The 21,343-nt window shown below is 43.7% G+C and carries 17 protein-coding genes and 2 pseudogenes (1 of these 19 only partly in view); 10 read left to right on the top strand and 9 right to left on the bottom strand.

Annotated features, from left to right (window positions below; all coding sequences use genetic code 11):
- Positions 1-286 precede the first annotated feature (286 nt).
- Both PTE_RS11965 and PTE_RS11960 read left to right on the top strand, forming a co-directional pair.
- Positions 287-1,342, top strand: coding sequence for a hypothetical protein (locus tag PTE_RS11965; RefSeq protein WP_036846738.1), 1,056 nt, complete (start codon positions 287-289; stop codon positions 1,340-1,342).
- Positions 1,320-1,697 (top strand): ASCH domain-containing protein, encoded by a 378-nt coding sequence (locus PTE_RS11960; RefSeq protein ID WP_036846734.1) that lies wholly within the window; start codon positions 1,320-1,322, stop codon positions 1,695-1,697. Before PTE_RS11965 ends, PTE_RS11960 begins: the two co-directional genes overlap by 23 nt.
- Before the next feature lie 134 nt (positions 1,698-1,831).
- Here the strand turns inward: PTE_RS11960 and PTE_RS11955 are convergent, their stop codons facing one another.
- Positions 1,832-2,815 (bottom strand): quinone oxidoreductase, encoded by a 984-nt coding sequence (locus tag PTE_RS11955; protein WP_036846731.1) that lies wholly within the window; start codon positions 2,813-2,815, stop codon positions 1,832-1,834.
- Positions 2,816-2,985: 170 nt separating this feature from the next.
- Here PTE_RS11955 and dnaB point away from each other — a divergent pair, with 170 nt between their 5' ends.
- The 7 genes from dnaB (at position 2,986) to PTE_RS11925 (ending at position 10,759) form a co-directional block, all read left to right on the top strand.
- On the top strand, positions 2,986-4,395 hold the full coding sequence (dnaB, locus tag PTE_RS11950) for a replicative DNA helicase (RefSeq protein ID WP_036838957.1): 1,410 nt from the start codon (positions 2,986-2,988) through the stop codon (positions 4,393-4,395).
- Positions 4,396-4,432: 37 nt separating this feature from the next.
- Positions 4,433-5,512, top strand: coding sequence for an alanine racemase (gene alr, locus PTE_RS11945; RefSeq protein ID WP_036846728.1), 1,080 nt, complete (start codon positions 4,433-4,435; stop codon positions 5,510-5,512).
- A gap of 53 nt (positions 5,513-5,565) precedes the next feature.
- Entirely contained in the window at positions 5,566-6,762 is a 1,197-nt protein-coding gene (locus PTE_RS11940) for an amino acid aminotransferase (protein ID WP_036846725.1), read from the top strand.
- A 155-nt stretch (positions 6,763-6,917) separates the two neighbouring features.
- Positions 6,918-7,124 carry a colicin E5-related ribonuclease gene (locus PTE_RS25045; RefSeq protein ID WP_110742898.1) on the top strand — a complete coding sequence of 69 codons (207 nt, stop codon included), beginning with the start codon at positions 6,918-6,920 and terminating at the stop codon, positions 7,122-7,124.
- Between the two features lie 621 nt (positions 7,125-7,745).
- Positions 7,746-8,201, top strand: coding sequence for a GNAT family N-acetyltransferase (locus PTE_RS11935; RefSeq protein WP_036846723.1), 456 nt, complete (start codon positions 7,746-7,748; stop codon positions 8,199-8,201).
- Between the two features lie 531 nt (positions 8,202-8,732).
- Positions 8,733-9,824 (top strand): PfkB family carbohydrate kinase, encoded by a 1,092-nt coding sequence (locus PTE_RS11930; protein WP_036846720.1) that lies wholly within the window; start codon positions 8,733-8,735, stop codon positions 9,822-9,824.
- Positions 9,821-10,759, top strand: coding sequence for a pseudouridine-5'-phosphate glycosidase (locus PTE_RS11925; RefSeq protein WP_036846719.1), 939 nt, complete (start codon positions 9,821-9,823; stop codon positions 10,757-10,759). Before PTE_RS11930 ends, PTE_RS11925 begins: the two co-directional genes overlap by 4 nt.
- Before the next feature lie 62 nt (positions 10,760-10,821).
- Here the strand turns inward: PTE_RS11925 and uvrA are convergent, their stop codons facing one another.
- Positions 10,822-13,656: an excinuclease ABC subunit UvrA gene (gene uvrA, locus PTE_RS11920; RefSeq protein ID WP_036846717.1), complete on the bottom strand. Its 2,835-nt coding sequence runs from the start codon at positions 13,654-13,656 to the stop codon at positions 10,822-10,824.
- A 242-nt stretch (positions 13,657-13,898) separates the two neighbouring features.
- Between uvrA and PTE_RS11915 the strand changes: the two genes are divergently transcribed.
- Entirely contained in the window at positions 13,899-14,429 is a 531-nt protein-coding gene (locus PTE_RS11915) for a single-stranded DNA-binding protein (RefSeq protein ID WP_036846716.1), read from the top strand.
- 282 nt (positions 14,430-14,711) lie between these two features.
- Here PTE_RS11915 and crtB read toward each other — a convergent pair whose 3' ends face one another.
- The 7 genes and pseudogenes from crtB to PTE_RS27265 form a co-directional block, all read right to left on the bottom strand.
- Positions 14,712-15,638 carry a 15-cis-phytoene synthase CrtB gene (crtB, locus tag PTE_RS11910; protein WP_036846714.1) on the bottom strand — a complete coding sequence of 309 codons (927 nt, stop codon included), beginning with the start codon at positions 15,636-15,638 and terminating at the stop codon, positions 14,712-14,714.
- On the bottom strand, positions 15,635-17,116 hold the full coding sequence (locus PTE_RS11905; protein ID WP_036846711.1) for a phytoene desaturase: 1,482 nt from the start codon (positions 17,114-17,116) through the stop codon (positions 15,635-15,637). Before PTE_RS11905 ends, crtB begins: the two co-directional genes overlap by 4 nt.
- The gene (gene crtY, locus PTE_RS11900; RefSeq protein WP_036846816.1) at positions 17,109-18,284 is read right to left on the bottom strand and encodes a lycopene beta-cyclase CrtY; all 1,176 of its coding nucleotides are present in this window, start codon (positions 18,282-18,284) and stop codon (positions 17,109-17,111) included. The genes PTE_RS11905 and crtY overlap by 8 nt, the downstream gene beginning before the upstream one ends.
- A gap of 80 nt (positions 18,285-18,364) precedes the next feature.
- Complete coding sequence (fni, locus tag PTE_RS11895) at positions 18,365-19,396, bottom strand: type 2 isopentenyl-diphosphate Delta-isomerase (RefSeq protein WP_036846709.1); 1,032 nt, start codon at positions 19,394-19,396, stop codon at positions 18,365-18,367.
- A complete protein-coding gene (locus tag PTE_RS11890; RefSeq protein ID WP_036846706.1) occupies positions 19,368-20,321 on the bottom strand; it encodes a polyprenyl synthetase family protein in 954 nt (317 codons plus the stop codon). Before PTE_RS11890 ends, fni begins: the two co-directional genes overlap by 29 nt.
- A gap of 178 nt (positions 20,322-20,499) precedes the next feature.
- Positions 20,500-21,258: pseudogene (locus tag PTE_RS11885) on the bottom strand (carotenoid oxygenase family protein); the annotation flags it as partial.
- A pseudogene (locus PTE_RS27265) lies at positions 21,243-21,343 on the bottom strand (carotenoid oxygenase family protein); its annotated part runs 322 nt beyond the window's last position; the annotation flags it as partial. The pseudogenes PTE_RS27265 and PTE_RS11885, both read right to left, overlap by 16 nt.

Genomic DNA, 21,343 nt, shown 5'->3' with positions numbered 1-21,343 from the left:
TTTATCATGCTATATTGTGAAACTTAACATTGAACAAAGATTAAGATATTCAACGATTATTGATTTTTTAATGGGTATAAAATTAATATCGAATAGAAGTAAGTAATTAAAAGTAGTTTGTAATGGTATGAAATTATTCAGGATGAAGTTTGTATGCTTGGGTAACATTATTATCCAGCAAGATAATTCAGGCGTTAGGTTGTTTGACTGAAGAAGTGGGATTAGTTGAAAACTATTGTGTCGTTACCTCAGAGGGAAGAACTGCCTTTGTGGAGGTTTGGTGTTTATGGATAGTTTAAGATATGAGAAGTTCAGTTGTTTTAATCATAATGACGTCTTTTTCGACACATTAAAGGAAAGTTATGTCGAATTTTCAGATTGGTTAAATAAAAAGGCCTTGAGTAATGAATCAGCTTATTTATTGTATGATGATACGAATAGAATAGACGGATTTCTCTATTNAAAATCTGCGAGTACTGTTTCAGATGTCGAACCTTCTTTGCCTGGTAGCACTCATCTTAAAATAGGTACGTTTAAATTTGAATCAAAAGGCACATTGCGTGGACAGCGTTTTATAAAGAAAGTATTCGATACAGCAATAGCGTTAGAGGTTGATAACATATATGTGACTATCTTTGAAATGCATGATTACCTGATCCGCTTATTCAAAAAATATGGTTTTTATAAGCATGGCGAAAAACATACAAATAATGGCATAGAATTTGTATATGTTAGAGATTTAACTTTAATAAATGGTGATATTCTTCTTGATTATCCATTGATAGTGAGTAAAACAGAAAATAAATATTTATTATCAATATACCCAGAGTTTCATACACGCCTCTTTCCTGATTCACGCCTTTTAACTGAGCCACCTGATATTGTTCAGGATGTTTCACATGCTAATAGTATTCATAAAATATATATATGTGCAATGAAAGATGTTCTTTACATGAAGAGAGGAGATATCATTGTTATATATAGGACTGCCGATAAGCAAGGGCCAGCGCGATATAGATCAGTGATTAGCTCACTTTGTGTTGTTGAAGAAGTTCGGGTTATTGATGAATTCCAAACTTTAAAAAGTTATATTGATTATTGTGGTAGGTTTAGTGTCTTTAGTGAAAGTGAATTAACTAAAATATATAAAGAAAGACGATATCCATATATAGTGAGATTTACTTATAATGTGGCTTTGCCCAAAAGGATTATTCGTGATAGACTTATTAATGAAGTTGGTTTAAATGGTGATGATTATTGGGGAGTAATGAAATTAACCAATGATCAATTTAATGATATTATCCGACTGAGTGAAGTTAATGAAAGTTTTATTATCAATTAAGCCTGAATATGTTAATAGAATACTTGATGGTTCAAAGAGATTTGAATTCAGAAAAGGGGCTTTTAAAAATAACGAAGTTCAGTCCGTTGTTATATATGCGACTATGCCTATAGGGATGGTTGTTGGAGAATTTGAAATTGAAGAGATCATTTCTGATTCACCTTCTGTTGTGTGGGAAATGACTCGACAATTTGCAGGTATAACAAAGGATTTTTTTGATAATTATTTTGAGGGGAGAAAAAATGCTGTCGCAATTGGCATTGGTAATGTTAAAAAGTACGATAAACCTTTGTCTTTAGATATGCTTGGTCAAGGGATAAAGGCGCCTCAATCCTATCGCTATTTATCTTCCTGAATGAGAGATACCCCAATAATTAATAGGGGTATCGTTTTATCCTCCATCTCACACTCTGTACTCAGCACTGTTATCTAATGAATGTACATAATATAGTCGTTGGCGGTTTGGTCGATAGCTCGTTCAATTTACCATTAAGGGATCAGTAAACTTGATCCCTGAGTCGCGCGACTTTCCAATGTTTGGTGCGCTCTTGTCGCTTCACTCAGTGGGAATTTCTGGCTCTCTGGTACATCTACATTAATTTTGCCGCGGGCAATCAGATCGAATAGCGCTTTGCTGGCTTCCTTCAACTCTTCGCGGGTCGAAATATAGCCGGCGATAGAAGGGCGAGTAACAAACAGTGAGCCCTTTTGATTTAAAATCCCCAAATCGACACCCGTAACTGGTCCAGATGCATTGCCAAAACTGACCATCAAACCGTGGCGTTTCAGGCAATCCAATGAGTTCAGCCAGGTGGATTTACCTACGGAATCATAAACTACACCCACTTTTTCACCGTGGGTTATTTCATAAACTCGCTCAACAATATCTTCGCGGTTATAGTTAATTACCTGCCATGCGCCGGCATCTTTAGCGCGTTGGGCTTTCTCATCGGAGCCAACAGTGCCGATAAGTTTTGCACCCAAGGCTTTTGCCCATTGGCAGGCAATCAACCCAACGCCACCAGCGGCGGCATGAAACAAAAAGGGTTCGCCTGGTCGAATTTTGTAGGTACGGCGCAGAAGATAGTAAACCGTTAACCCTTTCAAAAAAGAAGCGGCAGCTTGCTCAAAGGAGATGGCATCCGGCAGAACAGCGACTTTACTTTCCGCGACACTATGTACTTCACTGTAAGCGCCCAAAGTTGATTGCGCATAAACCACACGGTCACCCACTTTTATGGAGGTTACAGCGGAACCCACTTTGCTCACTATGCCTGCGGCCTCAGTACCCAGGCCGCTTGGCAGGTGTGCTGGTGGATATAGCCCGCTACGAATATAAGTATCAATATAGTTGATTCCAATAGCTCTGTTTTCTACTTGTACTTCATCTTTAGCAGGTGCTGCGGGTGTGAATTCACAATATTTAAGGACTTCAGGGCCGCCGGTTGCGGAAAATTCGATATGCTTTGCCATGACTCAACCTCGTAAATGTAGGGAGAATGTTTGCACGTAGTAGTTGAACTGATTGTAAACGGGCTTTAAGGTGTCAGGAATAATTACAAACTATATCTAATTACTCAAGACACTTCATAGCGTATACTCGTGCGTCGTTACAGGTTTATCAGTGGATTATTGCGGGATTCATGGCAGGAAAAAAATCAACTCACAACAAAATGGCTGAACCAAAAGATCGCCAGATGGAAGGGCTGAAGCTTCCGCCACACTCTTTGGAAGCGGAGCAATCCGTGTTAGGTGGTTTAATGCTGGATAACGAGCGTTGGGATAATGTTTCCGAACGAGTCACCAGCAATGATTTTTTCAGCCGTCCACATCGACGTATTTTTTCTGAAATGCAGCGGTTGCTGGAGATGGGCAACCCCATAGACCTGATTACGTTATCTGAATCTCTTGAGCAGAGTGGGGATCTGAGCAATGTAGGTGGTTTTGCTTATCTGGCCGAATTATCAAAAAATACGCCAAGTGCGGCTAACATTAATGCCTATGCGGATATCGTCCGCGAACGTGCTGTTGTCCGCGATATGATTGCAGTAGCTAATGAAATTGCGGATGCGGGTTACGATCCTCAGGGAAGGAGCAGCGAAGAATTATTGGATCTGGCTGAATCGCGGGTATTCCAGATCGCAGAAAACCGTGCCAGTAAAGATGAAGGGCCGAAAGGGATAGAACGGATCCTTGAGGAAACCGTCGAGCGTATTGAGCAACTCTATCAGCGGCCTCATGATGGGGTAACGGGTGTTTCTACCGGTTATCAGGATCTGGATAAGAAAACCGCAGGGTTACAAAAATCAGATCTGATCATTGTAGCCGCTCGTCCTTCTATGGGTAAAACCACTTTTGCCATGAACCTGTGTGAAAACGCAGCCATGATGCAGGACAAACCTGTTCTGATCTTCAGTCTTGAGATGCCTGGCAACCAGATCATGATGCGTATGCTGGCATCCCTTTCACGGGTGGATCAAACCCGTATCCGTACAGGTCAACTTGATGATGAGGACTGGGCGCGGATCTCCAGTACGATGGGGATATTGCTGGAAAAACGCAATATGTATATTGATGATTCTTCCGGCCTGACGCCGACCGAAGTGCGTTCCCGTGCCCGGCGTGTTTTCCGTGAAAATGGCGGGTTGAGCCTCATTATGATCGACTACCTGCAATTAATGCGGGTTCCATCTTTATCTGATAACCGTACTTTGGAAATTGCAGAAATTTCCCGTTCACTCAAAGCGTTGGCTAAAGAACTTCAGGTGCCAGTAGTTGCACTTTCTCAGCTCAACCGTAGCCTTGAACAACGGGCAGATAAGCGCCCGGTTAACTCTGATTTACGTGAATCCGGCTCAATTGAGCAGGATGCCGACCTGATTATGTTTATCTATCGTGATGAGGTTTACCATGAGAGCAGCGACATGAAAGGTGTGGCTGAAATCATTCTTGGTAAGCAGCGTAACGGTCCAATCGGTACAGTTCGCCTGACGTTTAATGGTCAGTGGTCGCGGTTTGATAACTACGCCGGACCGAGTTATGACGACGAATAAGTATTAACACCAGAGAATTAATCAATAAAGGAATAAAATGAAAGCGGCAACCGCAGTTATTGACCGCCGCGCTCTGCGACATAACCTGCAACGGGTAAGGACTCTCGCCCCTAAAAGCAATCTTATTGCAGTTGTGAAAGCAAACGCTTATGGCCACGGTTTACTGGAGACAGCACATACGCTGGAAGACGCCGATTGTTTCGGTGTAGCGCGAATTAGTGAAGCATTGACGTTACGCTATGGAGGTATCGTCAAACCGATTCTGTTATTGGAAGGATTCTTTGATGCGGTTGACCTGCCTGTACTGGTAGCCAACCATATTGAGACGGTAGTGCACAGCGTTGAGCAGTTGGAAGCACTGGAGCAGGCTGAATTATCTCATCCGATAAAGGTGTGGATGAAGCTGGATAGCGGAATGCATCGTCTTGGTGTTCGGCCGGAAGATGCAGAAGCTTTCTATGAACGGTTAAGTCGTTGCCTAAATGTGCGGCAGCCAGTCAATATTGTCAGCCATTTCAGCAGGGCTGATGAACCCACTGTAGACACAACCCGTCAGCAGATAGCCTGTTTTCAGGCTTTCTGTGCTAACAAGCCGGGAGAAAAGTCTATTGATGCGTCGGGGGGGATCCTGCTGTGGCCGGAAGCCCATCAGAACTGGGTACGTCCTGGGATTATGATGTATGGTGTATCGCCATTGCCTGATAAAACGGCGGCGGATTTTAACCTGATCCCAGCGATGACATTAAAATCGAGCTTGATTGCGGTTCGTAAACACAAAGCCGGTGAGTCAGTCGGTTATGGTGGAACCTGGGTCAGTGAACTGGATACCTGGCTTGGTGTTGTGGCTATTGGTTATGGTGATGGTTATCCGCGCAGTGCTCCCTCAGGAACGCCAATATTTGTTAATGGGCGTGAAGTGCCGATTGTTGGCCGTGTTTCAATGGATATGATATCTATTGATTTGGGGCCGGATGCTACAGATAAAGTCGGTGATGAAGTGGTTCTCTGGGGGGATGTGCTGCCAGTGGAACGGGTTGCTGAATGCACGGGCATCATTACTTACGAGCTGATGACTAAACTCACTTCCAGAGTTGCAATGGAATATATGGACGAATGATGCTATAGGCTATATTGTTTGTTGAATAACTGATTGACAAGGAGTATAGCCTGATGTTCCAGAATGTTGATGTTTATGCCGGTGATCCTATTCTTTCGCTGGCTGAAGAATTTAAAAAAGATCCTCGTGCGGAAAAAATTAATCTGAGCATTGGGCTGTATTACGATGAGCAGGGTGTGACTCCGCAATTGCAGGCTGTGGCTACCGCTGAAGAGCAACTTCGTGCGTTGTCACAGACTGCCTCTCTTTATCTGCCGATGGAAGGGCTGCAATCATATCGTCTTGCTGTTCAGGAACTACTACTTGGTAAAGATCATCCTATGTTGCAACAGCAGCGGGTGGCAACAATTCAAGCGTTAGGTGGTTCTGGCGGTCTGAAAATCGGCGCTGATTTTCTGCATCGGTATTTCCCTGATTCAGAAGTGTGGTGCAGTGATCCAACCTGGGAAAACCACGCGGCTATTTTTATGGGTGCTGGTGTGAAGGTGAATTACTACCCTTATTTTGATGAACAGACCAAAGGGGTAAAATTCAGTGAAATGCTGGAAACGTTCAGAAAATTGCCGGCAAAAAGCATAGTTTTGATGCATCCTTGTTGCCATAACCCAACGGGATCTGATCTGACAGATGATCAATGGGATCAGGTTGTTCAGATTGTTGAAGAAAGGGAACTCCTGCCATTTCTTGATATTGCGTATCAGGGGTTTGCGGATGGTATGGAAGCAGATGCTTATGCCATTCGCGCTATGGCGACAGCCGGTTTGCCTTTCCTGGTGAGCAACTCCTTCTCCAAGATATTTTCTATGTATGGTGAACGCGTTGGTGGCTTGTCTGTTGTTTGTGATGATGGACAGACAAAAGATCGGGTGCTTGGACAGTTGAAAGCTGGTGTACGCCGTATTTATTCCAGTCCACCGAATTTTGGTGCACAGGTTGTGGCTAAGGTTCTGACTGATCCGGCTTTAAAGACACAATGGCTGGAAGAAGTTGAACATATGCGCAGGCGTATTCTGGAAATGCGCACGGTGCTGGTGGATGTCCTGAGAACCACACTGCCAGAGAAAAATTTTGATCACTTGCTGAAACAACGCGGCATGTTCAGTTATACCGGCTTTAGTCAGCAGCAAGTAGATCGCCTGCGTAAAGAGTTTGCTGTTTATCTGGTCGGTAATGGCCGAGTCTGTATGGCTGGGGTTAATTATCATAATGTTGAGCGTATTGCTGAAACATTTGCGGCGGTAAATAAGTAATAAATTTTAATGTAAATGATCTGCTATTGAATTGATGATAATGATTGGCAGGTTTGTAAAATAGCAGTATACCCCTCTTTAGAAGCGCACTAGGTATGGTGCGCTTCAGATAATTGAATTTTAATATTTATATTCTTATGTTTTTTTGACCTGCAATTATTAGTCAGACTAGTATCACGAATGAAAAGTCAAAAGATAATAAAACGCCAGATAAATTAAGAAGGAATAATACAGCGACAGTATATGGTATTCCTCCAAATGGATATATAGTAGTAAACGATAGAACGGGAGAAATTACTCAGATAGCTGATAAAATGGACTCTGGCTGGAATGCTAATAGTCGAATTAAGTGGAGTAAATAAAGTGAATATATCTATAGATAAATTACGCGTTTATACTAATCCTGATGAGTTCTTTGCCTTAGGTGGAAGTATTGTAATGAAGTTAACACCTTAAGCGGCGATAGGATTCTGTGAAATTGCTACTAATAAAAAATTAGTAATTTCACGTATTGAAGGGTTTATTTGGCATCGTAACACCGGAAAATTTGAGACTAGGTTAGATGCTATTTTGGATGGATTAATGAATCCGGAGAATGATTTATAAAAGGTGAAAAAAATAATAAAGAAGCTATAGAAAATATCAAGGAAGATGAAAAAAGTGGACATGATGTATTTATTATTACTTTAGCTAAAAAACGGTAACTTACATATCAATTATCAGAGTATAAAGCTACCTTGTTTGAATTTATCCCGATATGTCAGGTGAGGACTAGGGATAAAGAAGGACCGAGTTCTATGCTGAGTAGGGTTTAGTCCTTTCAAATTAGACTTGATCTTATCGTGGTTGTAATAGAGAATATATTATCATTATTTTCTTGAATTTTTTGTTGAAATAATTACTAAAAATTAGCTACGATAAGTCTTTTAGAATACTCTTTGATAGAATAGTTGATTAGCATCGTTTTGCTTATGAGGAAGTAAATGGAAAATTTACATCGTTGGGAAAAGAATGGTTATATTATTTCTACGGATAAACATGAATTAAATATTAACTTGATTCATCAATTTTTGGCAAAATCGAGTTGGGCAGAAGGAATTGATAAAGAAACTGTGAACTTATCAATTGAAAATAGCTTAAACTTTGGTTTGTACAAAGATTCCCAACAGATAGGATTTTCGCGTATTGTCACTGATTTCGCGACCTTTGGTTATCTATGCGATGTTTTTATCTTGGATGATTATCAGGGGTTAGGATTAGCACGCTGGATGATGGAGTGTTGTCTGGATCATCTTCAAATAATAAAGCTCAGAAGAATTATGTTGGTTACTACCACAGCCCCTTGGTTATATGAAAAGACAGGTTATTCACCGGTAAAATCAGAAAACTTTGTTTGGCAAATCGTTCGTCCTGATATTTACAAGCAAAAAAATATTTAATGTAATTAAATCAATCTATTGATTAATTATAAATGAGGGATTCATATATGCAGAGAACAATTCATCGTGTCAATATACAGATATAAATTGCTGTGAAAGTCATGTTAATCAAGATTCGGTGAATTGAACAGTTTGCCAAAAATATTGCCATTTGAACGTGATCTAACTCTTGCTATTTATTGTGAAATAGATCACTTTTTCATGAAACATGTCTCAGACGGTAAAAATGATTTTAACTATTTCAAGGCATACCCAAACATTTGTTAGTTTTCAATAAGACTTTTCTTATTTCTTTGTTTTGTTAAATCTATTTCTAGTATAAAACACTAGCCGATTCTTAATATTCTGGAAGGATGGGTATTCCAGCAGGATTTAACTTGATGGTTATCACATAAAATTGGGCTGAAAATCCAGTCATATACTCTTACGATCGCTCTCCCAACTTCGTTGTGAAATAAAAAATCTCGCTTTACTGTTTTGTTTTTAACACATAAAACAAACGTATGTTTAAAAACAAACAAGTGCCCAAAAATGACGAATCGGGAAAAACAAATATTGCACCTTCTGAGACGAGATCCATTGATCCCACAGCAGGAAATTGCCGATATTTTAGGTATAAGTCGCTCCGGTGTTGCTGGTCATATTATGAATTTAATGAATAAGGGGTATATAAAGGGGAAAGGTTATATTTTATCTGATCACAATTATGTGGTGACTATTGGATCTATTAATATGGATGTTTGTGGTTATGCATCCGCTAAATTAATTTATGAAGATTCTAACCCAGGAAAAGTGAAATGCACACCTGGTGGTGTAGGTAGAAACATTGCCCAAAATATCGCTCTATTGGGTAAAGAATGTCATCTTATTTCTGTTGTTGGTGATGATTTCTATGGCAGTACTTTATTGGATCAGGCTAAACGCGCGGGTGTTAACGTCGATCGCTGTTATAAGCTTTATGGTGAGAATACCTCGACGTATATCTCTTTATTAGATGATAGCGGTGAGATGTTGGTTGCTATCAACGATATGCATATTCTGGAAAAACTGACCCCATCGTTGTTGGTGAGTCATTGTGATCTTATTCAGCATGCTGGCGTACTGGTTATTGATTGCAATTTATCTGAAGAGGCTTTGGTTTGGTTGTTGACTAATGCCGGAACAGTGCCGGTATTTGTGGATACAGTATCTGCATTTAAAGCACCTAAGATTAAAAACTGGCTTTCCTATATCCACACCTTAAAGCCTAATTTTCTGGAGGCGGAAGCGCTAAGTGGAATGAAAATTACCCAACCTACCGATGTTCCGGTAGTGGCACGATGGTTTCACGATCAAGGTGTGCAGCGTTTAGTTCTTAGCATGGGCGTAGGGGGTGTTTACTTTAGTGAAAGTGATGGTATGGCGGGTTGGTCACATCCTATCAGTGTCAAGGTGGTTAATGTAACGGGTGCCGGCGACGCCATGATGGCCGGTCTGGTGAACTGTTGGCTGGAAGATATGACGCTGGCAGAGAGTGTTCGTTTTGCTCAAGGGTGTTCTGCCATTACATTATCTTGTGAATTTACCAATAATCCAAATCTGTCAAATGGCAGTGTCCGAAAACTATTGGAATTACAATCATGAAAAATCACGCTATTGGAAATGAATATCTGGATGTTTCCTCGGAAGTTGCAGAAGCTTTAGCGGATAACCAACCCGTCGTAGCGTTGGAATCTACGATTATTGCTCAAGGGATGCCTTATCCGCAAAATGTAGAAATTGCGCTACAGGTTGAGCAGAAAATCAGGGAAAATGGCGCTATTCCTGCAACAATAGCCGTTATTAATGGACGTATGAAAGCCGGTTTGTCGCATGAAGAAATAGAACTTTTGGGCAGTGAAGGCTACAAGGTTACTAAAGTCAGTCGTCGTGATTTACCCTTTGTGGTTGCTGCCGGAAAAAATGGTGCGACCACCGTTGCCTCTACCATGATTATTGCGGAAATGGTGGGGATTAAAATTTTCGCTACCGGTGGCATTGGTGGTGTGCATCGTGGAGCAGAGCATACTTTTGATATTTCAGCCGATTTGCAGGAGTTGGCGAAAACCAGTGTTGCGGTAGTCTGTGCGGGAGCCAAATCCATTTTGGATCTTGGCCTGACAACAGAATATCTTGAAACTCATGGTGTACCGTTAATTGGCTATCAGACCCACTCTTTGCCGGCATTTTTCTGCCGTACCAGTCCATTTTCTGTCAATATTCGCTTGGATTCTCCAGAACAGATAGCCCAGGCAATGGTGATAAAATGGGATACCGGATTACAGGGGGGATTAGTGATTGCTAACCCGATCCCTGAGCAGTATGCCATGCCGGAAACGGAGATTAATGCCGCTATCGAACAGGCTGTGCGCGAATCCATTGAGCAGGGAGTAAGTGGAAAGGAATGTACACCGTTTTTGTTGGCTCGAGTGGTTGAGTTGACCGGAGGCGATAGTCTGTCTGCCAATATTCAATTGATACTTAATAACGCTGAACTGGCGTCGAAAATTGCTTGTTGCTATTGGGAAAACCGTAGGTGAAGTGAGTTTCGGAAAGCTACTGGCAGAAAACAACGGGGCTCAACTGAGCCCCTATTTGCGCATTAGGCTTTTTTCGTCAATATCGGTTTCAGGAAACGCGCAGTATGTGATTGCTCACATTCGGATACCTCTTCAGGAGTACCGGAAATCAGAATTTCGCCGCCACCGCTCCCTCCTTCAGGGCCAAGATCCACGATCCAGTCAGCGGTTTTAATCACATCAAGATTATGCTCAATAACCACAATGGTATTTCCTTGATCGCGTAACTGATGCAGAACTGTCAATAATTGCTGAATATCAGCAAAATGCAGACCGGTTGTTGGCTCATCAAGAATATATAACGTCTGCCCGGTTCCACGTTTGGATAGTTCTCGTGCCAGTTTTACCCGCTGCGCTTCACCACCTGATAACGTCGTTGCTGATTGCCCCAGGCGGATATAGGAAAGACCAACATCTATTAGTGTTTGCAGTTTGCGGGCCAGAGCAGGAACAGCATCAAAGAATTCACGGGCTTCTTCGATCGTCATATTTAGGACTTCATTGATATTTTTGCCTTTATATTTTACTTCCAGTGTTTCACGGTTATAACGCTTACCTTTACACTGATCGCAAGGGACATAAATATCAGGCAGAAAGTGCATTTCTACCTTAATAACGCCATCACCCTGACAAGCTTCACAGCGTCCACCTTTAACGTTAAAACTGAATCTCCCAGGTGTATAACCACGGGTGCGGGATTCAGGTACACCTGCAAACAACTCACGGACTGGCGTAAATACACCGGTGTAAGTTGCCGGGTTAGAGCGGGGAGTTCGACCGATTGGACTCTGGTCAATATCAATCACTTTATCGAAATGCTCCAGTCCTTGAATATCAATATAAGGAGAAGGGTTGATATTGGTCGCGCCATTTAATTGGCGTTGTGCAATGGGGAACAGCGTATCATTTATTAGCGTCGATTTACCGGAGCCAGAGACTCCGGTAATACAGGTGAATAATCCGACTGGTAGGTTGAACGTCACATTTTTCAGGTTATTACCTTTCGCGCCAATCAGCTTCAGTACCTTTTTCGGATCAGCTGGAATACGCTTCTCTGGAATTGAAATTTCCCGTTCACCACTCAGGAATTTACCTGTCAGTGAATCTTTGCTAATCATGATATCTTTAACTGTACCTTCCGCGACGATTTCGCCGCCATGCACACCAGCACCGGGGCCGATATCAATAATATGGTCGGCAGCGCGGATGGCATCCTCATCATGCTCAACCACAATCACAGTATTCCCCAGATTGCGCAAGTGGATCAGTGTTTCCAGCAAGCGTTCATTATCCCGCTGATGTAACCCGATAGAAGGTTCATCAAGTACATACATCACGCCCACCAAACCGGCACCAATCTGGCTGGCAAGACGGATACGCTGAGCTTCGCCACCGGACAGTGTTTCGGCGGAACGGGAGAGTGTTAAATAATTCAGACCAACATTAACCAGAAATTTCAGGCGGTCACGGATCTCTTTCAGTACTTTTTCGGCAATTTGTGCACGTTGACCACTGAGCTTGATATTTTGGAAGAAGTCCATTGCATGGCCGATGCTAAAATCTGAGATTTCCGGCAAAGTTGTATTCTCAACAAATACATAACGGGCTTCTTTGCGTAAACGGGTTCCGTGACAGGAAATACATGAGCGATTGCTGATATATTTCGCCAGTTCCTCACGAACGGCAGTAGATTCTGTCTCTTTATAACGGCGTTCCATATTATGCAGTACACCCTCAAACGGGTGGTTGCGTACCGTGGTATCGCCACGGTCATTAGTGTATTTAAATTCAATGGATTGTTTACCGGAACCGTATAACACCACTTGCTGAATACTGGCGCTCAGGGAATTGAAAGGTATTTCAATATCGAATTTATAATGGTTTGCCAGTGAACACAGCATCTGAAAATAGTAGAAATTACGGCGATCCCAGCCACGAATTGCTCCCCCTGCTAAAGAGATATCACCATTCTGGATGACTCTGTCAGGATCAAAAAATTGCTGAATGCCTAAACCATCACAAGTTGGGCAGGCACCGGCTGGGTTGTTAAAAGAAAACAGGCGAGGTTCCAGCTCACTCATGCTATAGCCACATGCAGGACACGCGAAGTTAGCGGAGAAAATCAGTTCTTCAACTTTATTGTCATCCATATCGGCGACAATGGCTGTGCCACCTGAAAGCTCCAGCGCTGTTTCAAAAGATTCAGCCAGACGTTGAGCCAGATCGGTGCGAACTTTAAAGCGATCAATGACCACTTCAATGGTGTGTTTCTTCTGTAATTCCAGTTTTGGCGGATCGGACAGATCACAGACTTCACCATCAATGCGTGCGCGGATGTACCCTTGTGCTGTCAGATTGTCCAGCAACTTCGTGTGTTCACCTTTGCGCTCTTTGACGATCGGTGCCAGCAACATTAGGCGATTCCCTTCCGGCAATGCCAGAACATTATCTACCATCTGGCTGACAGTCTGTGCTGCGAGTGGAACATCGTGATCAGGACAACGTGGTTCACCTACACGAGCAAACAGCAAACGCAGATAGTCATGAATTTCGGTAATTGTACCCACGGTTGAACGTGGGTTATGGGAAGTGGATTTTTGTTCAATGGAAATAGCCGGGGATAACCCTTCAATATGATCAACATCGGGCTTCTCCATCAGTGACAGAAACTGGCGCGCATAAGCTGAAAGTGATTCAACATAACGACGCTGCCCTTCTGCATAAAGCGTATCGAATGCCAGAGAAGACTTACCTGAGCCGGACAAACCCGTGATAACTATCAGCTTGTCTCGGGGAATTATCAAATTGATATTTTTGAGATTATGGGTGCGTGCGCCCCGAACTTCGATGTTATCCATGAACCATTTCCCAGATTATTCGTACGTGCATAACTAATAATAAGTGCGTTATTATTACACAGAGTTGACTGATTAGATATACAGTATTTAAGTGAAATAATGTAATAAGTACAGTATCACAGTATAAAGTACGGTGAGCTTCGCAAAGTCAGTTCTAATGTGGCTGCGTTTCATTTTTAGCGTCGCATGTTAAACTGCATTGCTTATAATTGTAGAAATTCATTTCATCAGGAGTATTCCCAATGGCCAGCAGAGGCGTAAACAAAGTTATTTTAATCGGCAACCTGGGGCAGGACCCAGAAGTCCGCTATATGCCGAACGGTGGCGCAGTTACTAACATTACTCTGGCGACTTCTGAAAGCTGGCGCGATAAACAGACCGGTGAGATGAAAGAGAAGACTGAATGGCACCGGGTTGTTTTATTCGGCAAACTGGCAGAAGTCGCGGGTGAATACTTGCGTAAAGGTTCACAGGTTTATATCGAAGGTTCTCTGCAAACCCGTAAATGGCAGGATCAGAACGGCCAGGAGCGTTACACCACTGAAGTGGTGGTAAACATGGGTGGTACCATGCAAATGCTGGGTGGGCGTGCAAGCGGCTTACAGGATAACCAATCACAAGGCGGTAGTTGGGGACAGCCACAGCAGCCACAATCACAGCCACAACAATCTCAGCAGTTCAGCGGCGGCGGTGCGCCTTCCCGTCCGGCTCAGTCCCTTGCTCCACAAGGCAATGAGCCACCGATGGATTTTGATGATGACATTCCGTTCTGAGTGTGAAATTTTTATTTTTAAAACAAGTGGTTATCATGTTTTGGTGTGATAATCATAGGCTGTTGGAATGCCTATTGCAAGCCTGACTAATCCTTACCCAGTAATGGGTTTGAACCTCGAAAGAGGGAGGGGAGTGTAGCATGTCAGGAAAAGGCTGGTTGCGGGGAAATAACCTACTTTGCGCCAGCCATTGCAAGTTCCATATAATTTGACATTCCATAGTTAACATCTCTGTTCAGGTGACGAAATGTAGGGTGCTACACAACGAAGTGGCGTTAAGTTTTAATGAGGCCGCTGCCACAATTTGGGATCGCGAGGCGTTATTATTGCCACTCGAGACATAAGCGCCTGCATTGCGCCGGCCATTAATAAGGTAACTTTCTCTCTACGATTAGTTCCTTGTCTGCACTCCCAGGCCTGTACTCCTGCTTGCTGCACTTTAATGCCGATTTCACGATAGATACCATGAGCAGAAGCTATGACCCAGGCTGAACGCAAAGGTAAACCAGTAAGCCCTGTCAGAGCAGAGGTATAATAAGACTCCGCTTCCACCACCAACCGGGATGCCACCCGAGCAAGCGCAGGACGGTTTTCGGTATAAATAAGTGTGTCCGGCATTAGCCCTTCTTGATAAAGCCATTCTAGCGGAAGGTAGCAACGCCCGGCCTTCGCGTCCTCAATAATATCCCGAGCAATGTTAGTTAATTGAAAAGCAATTCCTAGATCGCAGGCCCGATCCAGCACACTCGCTTTGTGAACCCCCATCACCCTTGCCATCATCAGCCCAACTACTCCCGCGACATGGTAGCAATATCTCAGAGTATCATCTAACGTTCTGCAAGGATCACCGCGTACATCCATCGCGAATCCCTCCAGATGTTCGAAGGCCTGCTGCTGAGGGATTTCATGACTCAGAGCTACTGTCTGAAAGGCTGCAAAAGCAGGTTCGGTCATCGGCAAACCGTCATAAGCTTGCCTCGTTAGGTATTGCAGCATTTGAAGTTTCTCGCAAGCGTCATACTTATCAACATTGCTTATTTGTCCCCCCAACTCTTGCCCGTCTATTATATCATCACAATAGCGACACCAGGTGTACAGCATCATTGTGCTGCGCCGTGTTGCCGTATCGAAAAGTCGGGCGACACTGGCAAAACTTTTTGAACCTTGATCCATTATCTGAGTAACATGTTTAAGCAGTGCGGGATTCATCTGGCGATATCTTCTAACATCAGTGTGGCTGTGGCTTTTGCTGACCCCATCACGCCGGGAATACCCGCTCCAGGATGCGTGCCTGCGCCGACGAAGTACAGATTATCAATATGGCTGTCCCGATTGTGTGGTCGGAACCAGGCGCTTTGTGTCAGCAACGGTTCAAAGGAGAAGGCCGAACCTAGATGGGCATTTAGCTGGTCACGAAAATCAAATGGGGTAAAGATACGATGAACGACTAACTGCTTGAGTAGACCGGGCATATAGTACTTTTCCAGATACGCGAAAATACGGTCACGTAGGCGTGGCCCCTCTATATCCCAGTTGAGATTAGCTGTTCCCAGGTGTGGTACAGGGGCCAGAACATAGTAACTTGCGCACCCCGGGGGAGCAAGAGATGGGTCAGTAACAGAGGGGGCATGGAGATAGAGCGAAAAATCCTCTGCCAGTCCGTCATGATAAAAAATATCTTCGATGAGTTCCTTATAGCGTGGACCAAAGCAAACTGTATGATGGGCTAATTGCGCATGGTGGTGGCTCAGACCAAAATAAAGCACGAACAGTGAGTTGCTCATTCGTTTACGCACCAGTGTTCGGGCGCGGGCCATTCCGACCGGATGCTGACCTAACAGGTGCTTATAGGTATGCACAACATCGGCATTTGAGGCCACAACGTCACATGTCATATTTCGTCCGTCAGTCAATTGTACACCTGTGACCCGATTGCCATGGGTGGTGAAGCGTTTTACCTTTGCATTAAGCTCAATTTTTCCACCAATATCGGTAAACAATTTCACCATTGCTTCGACCAGGGCGCTGGTGCCTCCACGCGGAAACCAAACTCCCCATTCTCGTTCCAGTGCGTGGATCAAAGTATAGATAGAAGATACAGCAAAGGGGTTACCTCCTATCAGTAGCGAGTGAAATGAGAATGCCTGGCGCAGACTCTCATCTTTGATATAGTGTGCCACCTGGCTATAAACACTACGCCATGCATGTAGACGTACTAACTGGGGAGCCGCACTCAGCATGTCGCGAAAAGAGAGGAAGGGCACCGTTCCAAGTTTCAGGTAGCCTTCATCAAAGGCCTTCCGAGAATAGTCCAGAAAGCGTCGATACCCGTTAACATCACTTGGATTGAATGTATGGATTTGCGCTTCCAGATGTTGCTGATCATTGTCGTAATCAAACATCTTGCCCGATTCCCAACAGAGCCGATAAAAAGGGCGTATGGGAAGTAAATCGACGTAATCAGCCATACGTTTACCAGCCTGTGTAAACAATTCTTCAATGGCATTGGGAGCGGTGATGACAGTGGGGCCAGCATCAAAGGTGAACCCCTGTTCCTTATAAACATAGGCGCGTCCACCTGGCTTATCCCGTTGTTCCAAAATACATGTCGGGATCCCCTCAGACTGGAGCCTTATTGCCAGCGCCAGCCCACCAAAACCAGCACCAATTACCAGCGCTTTAATCATGATAAAATCCCTGAAGCTTCTTGTGTTGTTTAAACATGGCCTTTAGGGCACCTTTTATCGGCACCGGCGGTTTACCTATGAGAATCCGGGCCTTATCGACGAAATTAAGTTGCTCTGCATAAAAACGCGCAATCAGATCTGGGGAAAGTTGATAAAAACGTTGCATCACCTGCCAACGTTGTTGTGGATCCCCAGCCAGGAAGAGCATGCGATTTAGAAGACGGAAAAAGCGCTGGTGTTGCCACTGCTGTCGTGCGTAATCCCTGAGGGTAATGAATAAGGAGGTATCAGTAAGCTCCGGCAGAGCAACAATACGATCTGCTAACCGAACGGCGTGTGGCAGAGAGTAGCCTGTCGTGGGGTGAAACAAAGCTGCACGCAACCCACAGGTGGGCTGGCCTGCTAGTTGTGCCCAGAAAGAGGTAAAATCCCCCGTAAGTGTAATCGGGAGACAACCGCTCTCTTCTCGAACTAGTTTACCCAGTTTCCAGCCATGCCTCTTCGCGTACTCTGCGATAGTTGCCTGTGACAAGGTCTTATCCGGCGGTTCTCGATCAACGTAATGAGTGTCTTCTATCAGCAGACGAGTTGGGGAAAACGGCAGGACATAGACAAATCGATAACCTGTATTCTGTCCCACACTGGTATCCATTAAAATCGGATGGGTTAAAGAGTGCGACTCTTCCAGCTCCCATTCCTGACCAAAAAATGCCTGGGTACCATTCCCCATAAACGGTCCTGGTCGCCAGCCTCTCCCATCAATGACTGCGCCTGCACTTAGAGCCGAACCATCCTGTAAGTAAACCTTCTGTGGCGTCAGCTCCTGTACCAATAAACGAGTCTGTATACGCTCGCCCAAATACGCACGGAGTATGTTGGCAAAGTGTTGGGATGTGACACTGAAATATGAATGTGGCAATGTGCGTTGAAATGCTGGAAAAATTACGTCGTAACCTGACCAGCGATAGGTGATCAGCGGTGCTATCCACCCATGTTCCGCCTCAGTAAGATCGTGTTGATGAAATGACCACGTGTGATTGCCCCCTATTGTTTCTGTGTTTTCAATGAGCAACACTCGCAGATGCGGTTTGCACTGCTGAAGACGCATCGCGATCAGTCCGTTGGCCAATCCTCCCCCCACCAAAATCAGATCCCAGTCGTACATCATTTTGTTGATCATCCGACAATCACCAAGTTATTAACCTCATCGAGAGTTATATACATCACGGAAATTCGTAGCGGAAAAACTCATGTTGGTAGCAGAATAGCTGTACGCAGCGCCGCAATATCGGCGCTTCCTGTGCAAAAGCAGGCGACTTTTATCTGCTCAATAATTAATTGGAAGTGTTCTATAACTGCATCTGTGGAGAGGGCTGCACTATGTATGACGGCAGCGGCCTGGCCGACCAATTGTGCCCCCATGCAATAAGCTTTGGCAGCATCAACACCATTTCTGATGCCGCCAGAGGCGATCAGTGGCATGTTTGGAAGTGCCCCGCGTATTTCACGCAGTGCTGTCGTGGTCGGAATTCCCCAGTCAGCAAATGCCATGGCCAGTGCGTGGTGATACGGTGTGGATGCGCGTTCAGCTTCAACCGCTGCCCAACTGGTTCCTCCAGCCCCGGCTATATCCAGCATACTGACTCCAGCTTCTGCCAATTGGTGTGCTACAGGAAGCGATAAACCTGAACCTACTTCTTTAACAATTATGGGAACCCCAAGTTTTGCTACGAGTTGTTCAATAGCATATAGAACATGGCACCAGTTACGGTCTCCCCCCTGTTGCAGCGCCTCCTGTAGCGGATTCAGATGGATAATTAGAGCATCGGCTTCAATCATCTGTACTGCTCGCAGAGCATAATTAAACCCGTGCTCGCCACGAATTTGGGCTGCCCCGAGATTAGCGAAAAGGAGAATATCAGGAGCTATCTGACGTAGTGAGCGATTAAGCCCATCATTTGCTTCATTTTCAAGAGCAACACGCTGTGACCCGACCCCCATTGAAATTCCCAGTACTTGAGCTGCCTCTGCAAGATGGTGATTAATCGCATGAGCACGATGAACCCCTCCAGTCATAGAGCTTATGAGCAGTGGTGCTTGCAAAGTTTTTCCAAAGAGGGAACACTTAAGATCTATACTGTCCAGATCCAATTCTGGCAGAGCACAATGCTGAAATCGCCACTCAGCAAACCCCGTTTTTACCTGGGTCTCAGTTTGAGGGGAGCGGAATATAATATCCAGATGCTCATTTTTACGCTGAGTGTGATCGATCTTTTTCATTTTTTTCGGGCCAAGGTTGAAATTCATTAAACATCGCAATATTTTTATCAAACCAGCGTCGTATAAAATATCGTGAGGCTGAATGCCTGCGACACACTACCGCCAAATATTTATCAATGTATCTGATGTGCCTGCGTAAATGTTCATGTACTTTAGATTTTCCGAGCAGAGTCACCATTGTTAACTTTTCCTTATCCTGATACATATCTTTCCCTGTATTATTCAGATCATCGCTCAAGTCATCCAGTAATTGAAACGCCTGCCCCAAATGTTGTGATACATGACGCAATGCCTGACGAATTATATCAGGTGCATTCACAGCAATTGCCGCTAACTGAAGTGTTGCGTCGAAAAGCAAACCGGTTTTTAAATCGTTGGTGGCCGCAATGGCATGATAATTACCAGTACATAATGTATTGTTCAGATCGCGAAATTGTCCTTGGACAAGACCGTTTAAACCAATTGCATGAGAAAGTATGGCGACAGAAGCAGATTTATCGTATTCAGAAAGGTTTGTTTCTACAATGAGGCCAAAAGCCCGGCTCAACAAGGCTACAGCCGCCAGGATCGCGACACTTTCACCATACTGCCGATGAATAGCTGGGCGTCCGCGCCGATGTTCAGCATTATCCATACAGGGAAGATCGTCTAAAATTAATGAGGCTGCATGCACTATTTCAATTGCAGATGCCAGCTGTAGAAAGTCAGTCTTCCAGGGGTTTTCTCCAAGATCCAGGACTATGAGTAGCAATAAGAGGGGGCGGATACGTTTTCCAGATACCAGTGTACTTGCTCGCATGGCTGCGCAGACTTTGTCATCCGGGGCTTCTGAAGGAAGTATCCGTTCCAGGTGCTGTTGTAGTGCACTCTGTAACTCCAGTAATGTCTCTTCGTAATTCATAGCTTGTGCAGTACTAACGTTCATAAGTATTTCCCGAATCACGTAAATAATTTCACTAAGCCATTTGAAAGACAATGATAAGCTTACTATTACTACAGGTTTCAGGTTTCTAGCATAACTTCATTTATCCAGCAGTGATGCATTCCCATTGGAATATGGTGCGGCAAACGTAATCTGCACACCATTGAGTGTCGATCAGCATTCAGATCACGACATCTGTACAGTGCAATTTTGCGACATAAACCTTAAAAATAAGCCAACCATCATCTTCTTTAACAGAATCCTTTTTGGCTACAAAAACAGGCTCTTCAGGCAAATCATTATCAAAACAGTGACTTATTACACTCCTATCAACAAAATCAAATTTAATTATTGATCTCCCTTCACTTTCAGTGTCCCCCCAGCAAACGAACCAGGCATATCTGTGCTTTCTGCTACAAACTATAGGGTTTATGGCTGGAAAATCGGTGTTCCCCCTGAATAAAATTTCTTTATCAACATTCCCGGATGCAGTGCATAAAGTAAAACGACAAAGCTCTGAACTATTATTTTTAAATATATTTTGTGTAAATACTGGGAATGACCGCCAAAATGAGGCATCAAAAATCACATTTCCATCAGCATCTTCATAGCCATTTGCGAAATGAAAAACAAATCCAGGAACTGCATCATATAATTTAGCATCATGGCTTTCTCTTGAAATTAAAAGGACTTGGCCCTTCTCATTTTCACGTGAATTCATAGATGCAAGGATGCTTTCATTGCCAATTATATTTCTCAACTTAAGATTTATATGCGGCCCACCTAAAAAAAACAAAAAATAATTCTTTGTCATTATAAAATCCTGAATTAATTGCCTTTTCTTAAGCAGAATGTTGAGTATGACAGTCATGTCACCGGCACTGTCTATGTTGTATAGTGTCAACTTAGTTCGAATACCATATGTCACACCAAATCCATATAAATTATCATTNTATNAGAATCATTTNTAGNCATTTGNTTNNNNTTTAACAAATCCNGGANAAGCATCNNNGAAAANTTAGCAT

Origin of the sequence: Photorhabdus khanii NC19 (genome assembly GCF_000517265.1) — a bacterium.
GTDB classification, from domain to species: domain Bacteria; phylum Pseudomonadota; class Gammaproteobacteria; order Enterobacterales; family Enterobacteriaceae; genus Photorhabdus; species Photorhabdus khanii.
The sequence above is the reverse complement of the archived record's forward strand: the minus strand, read 5'-3'. Positions and strand labels throughout refer to the sequence as shown.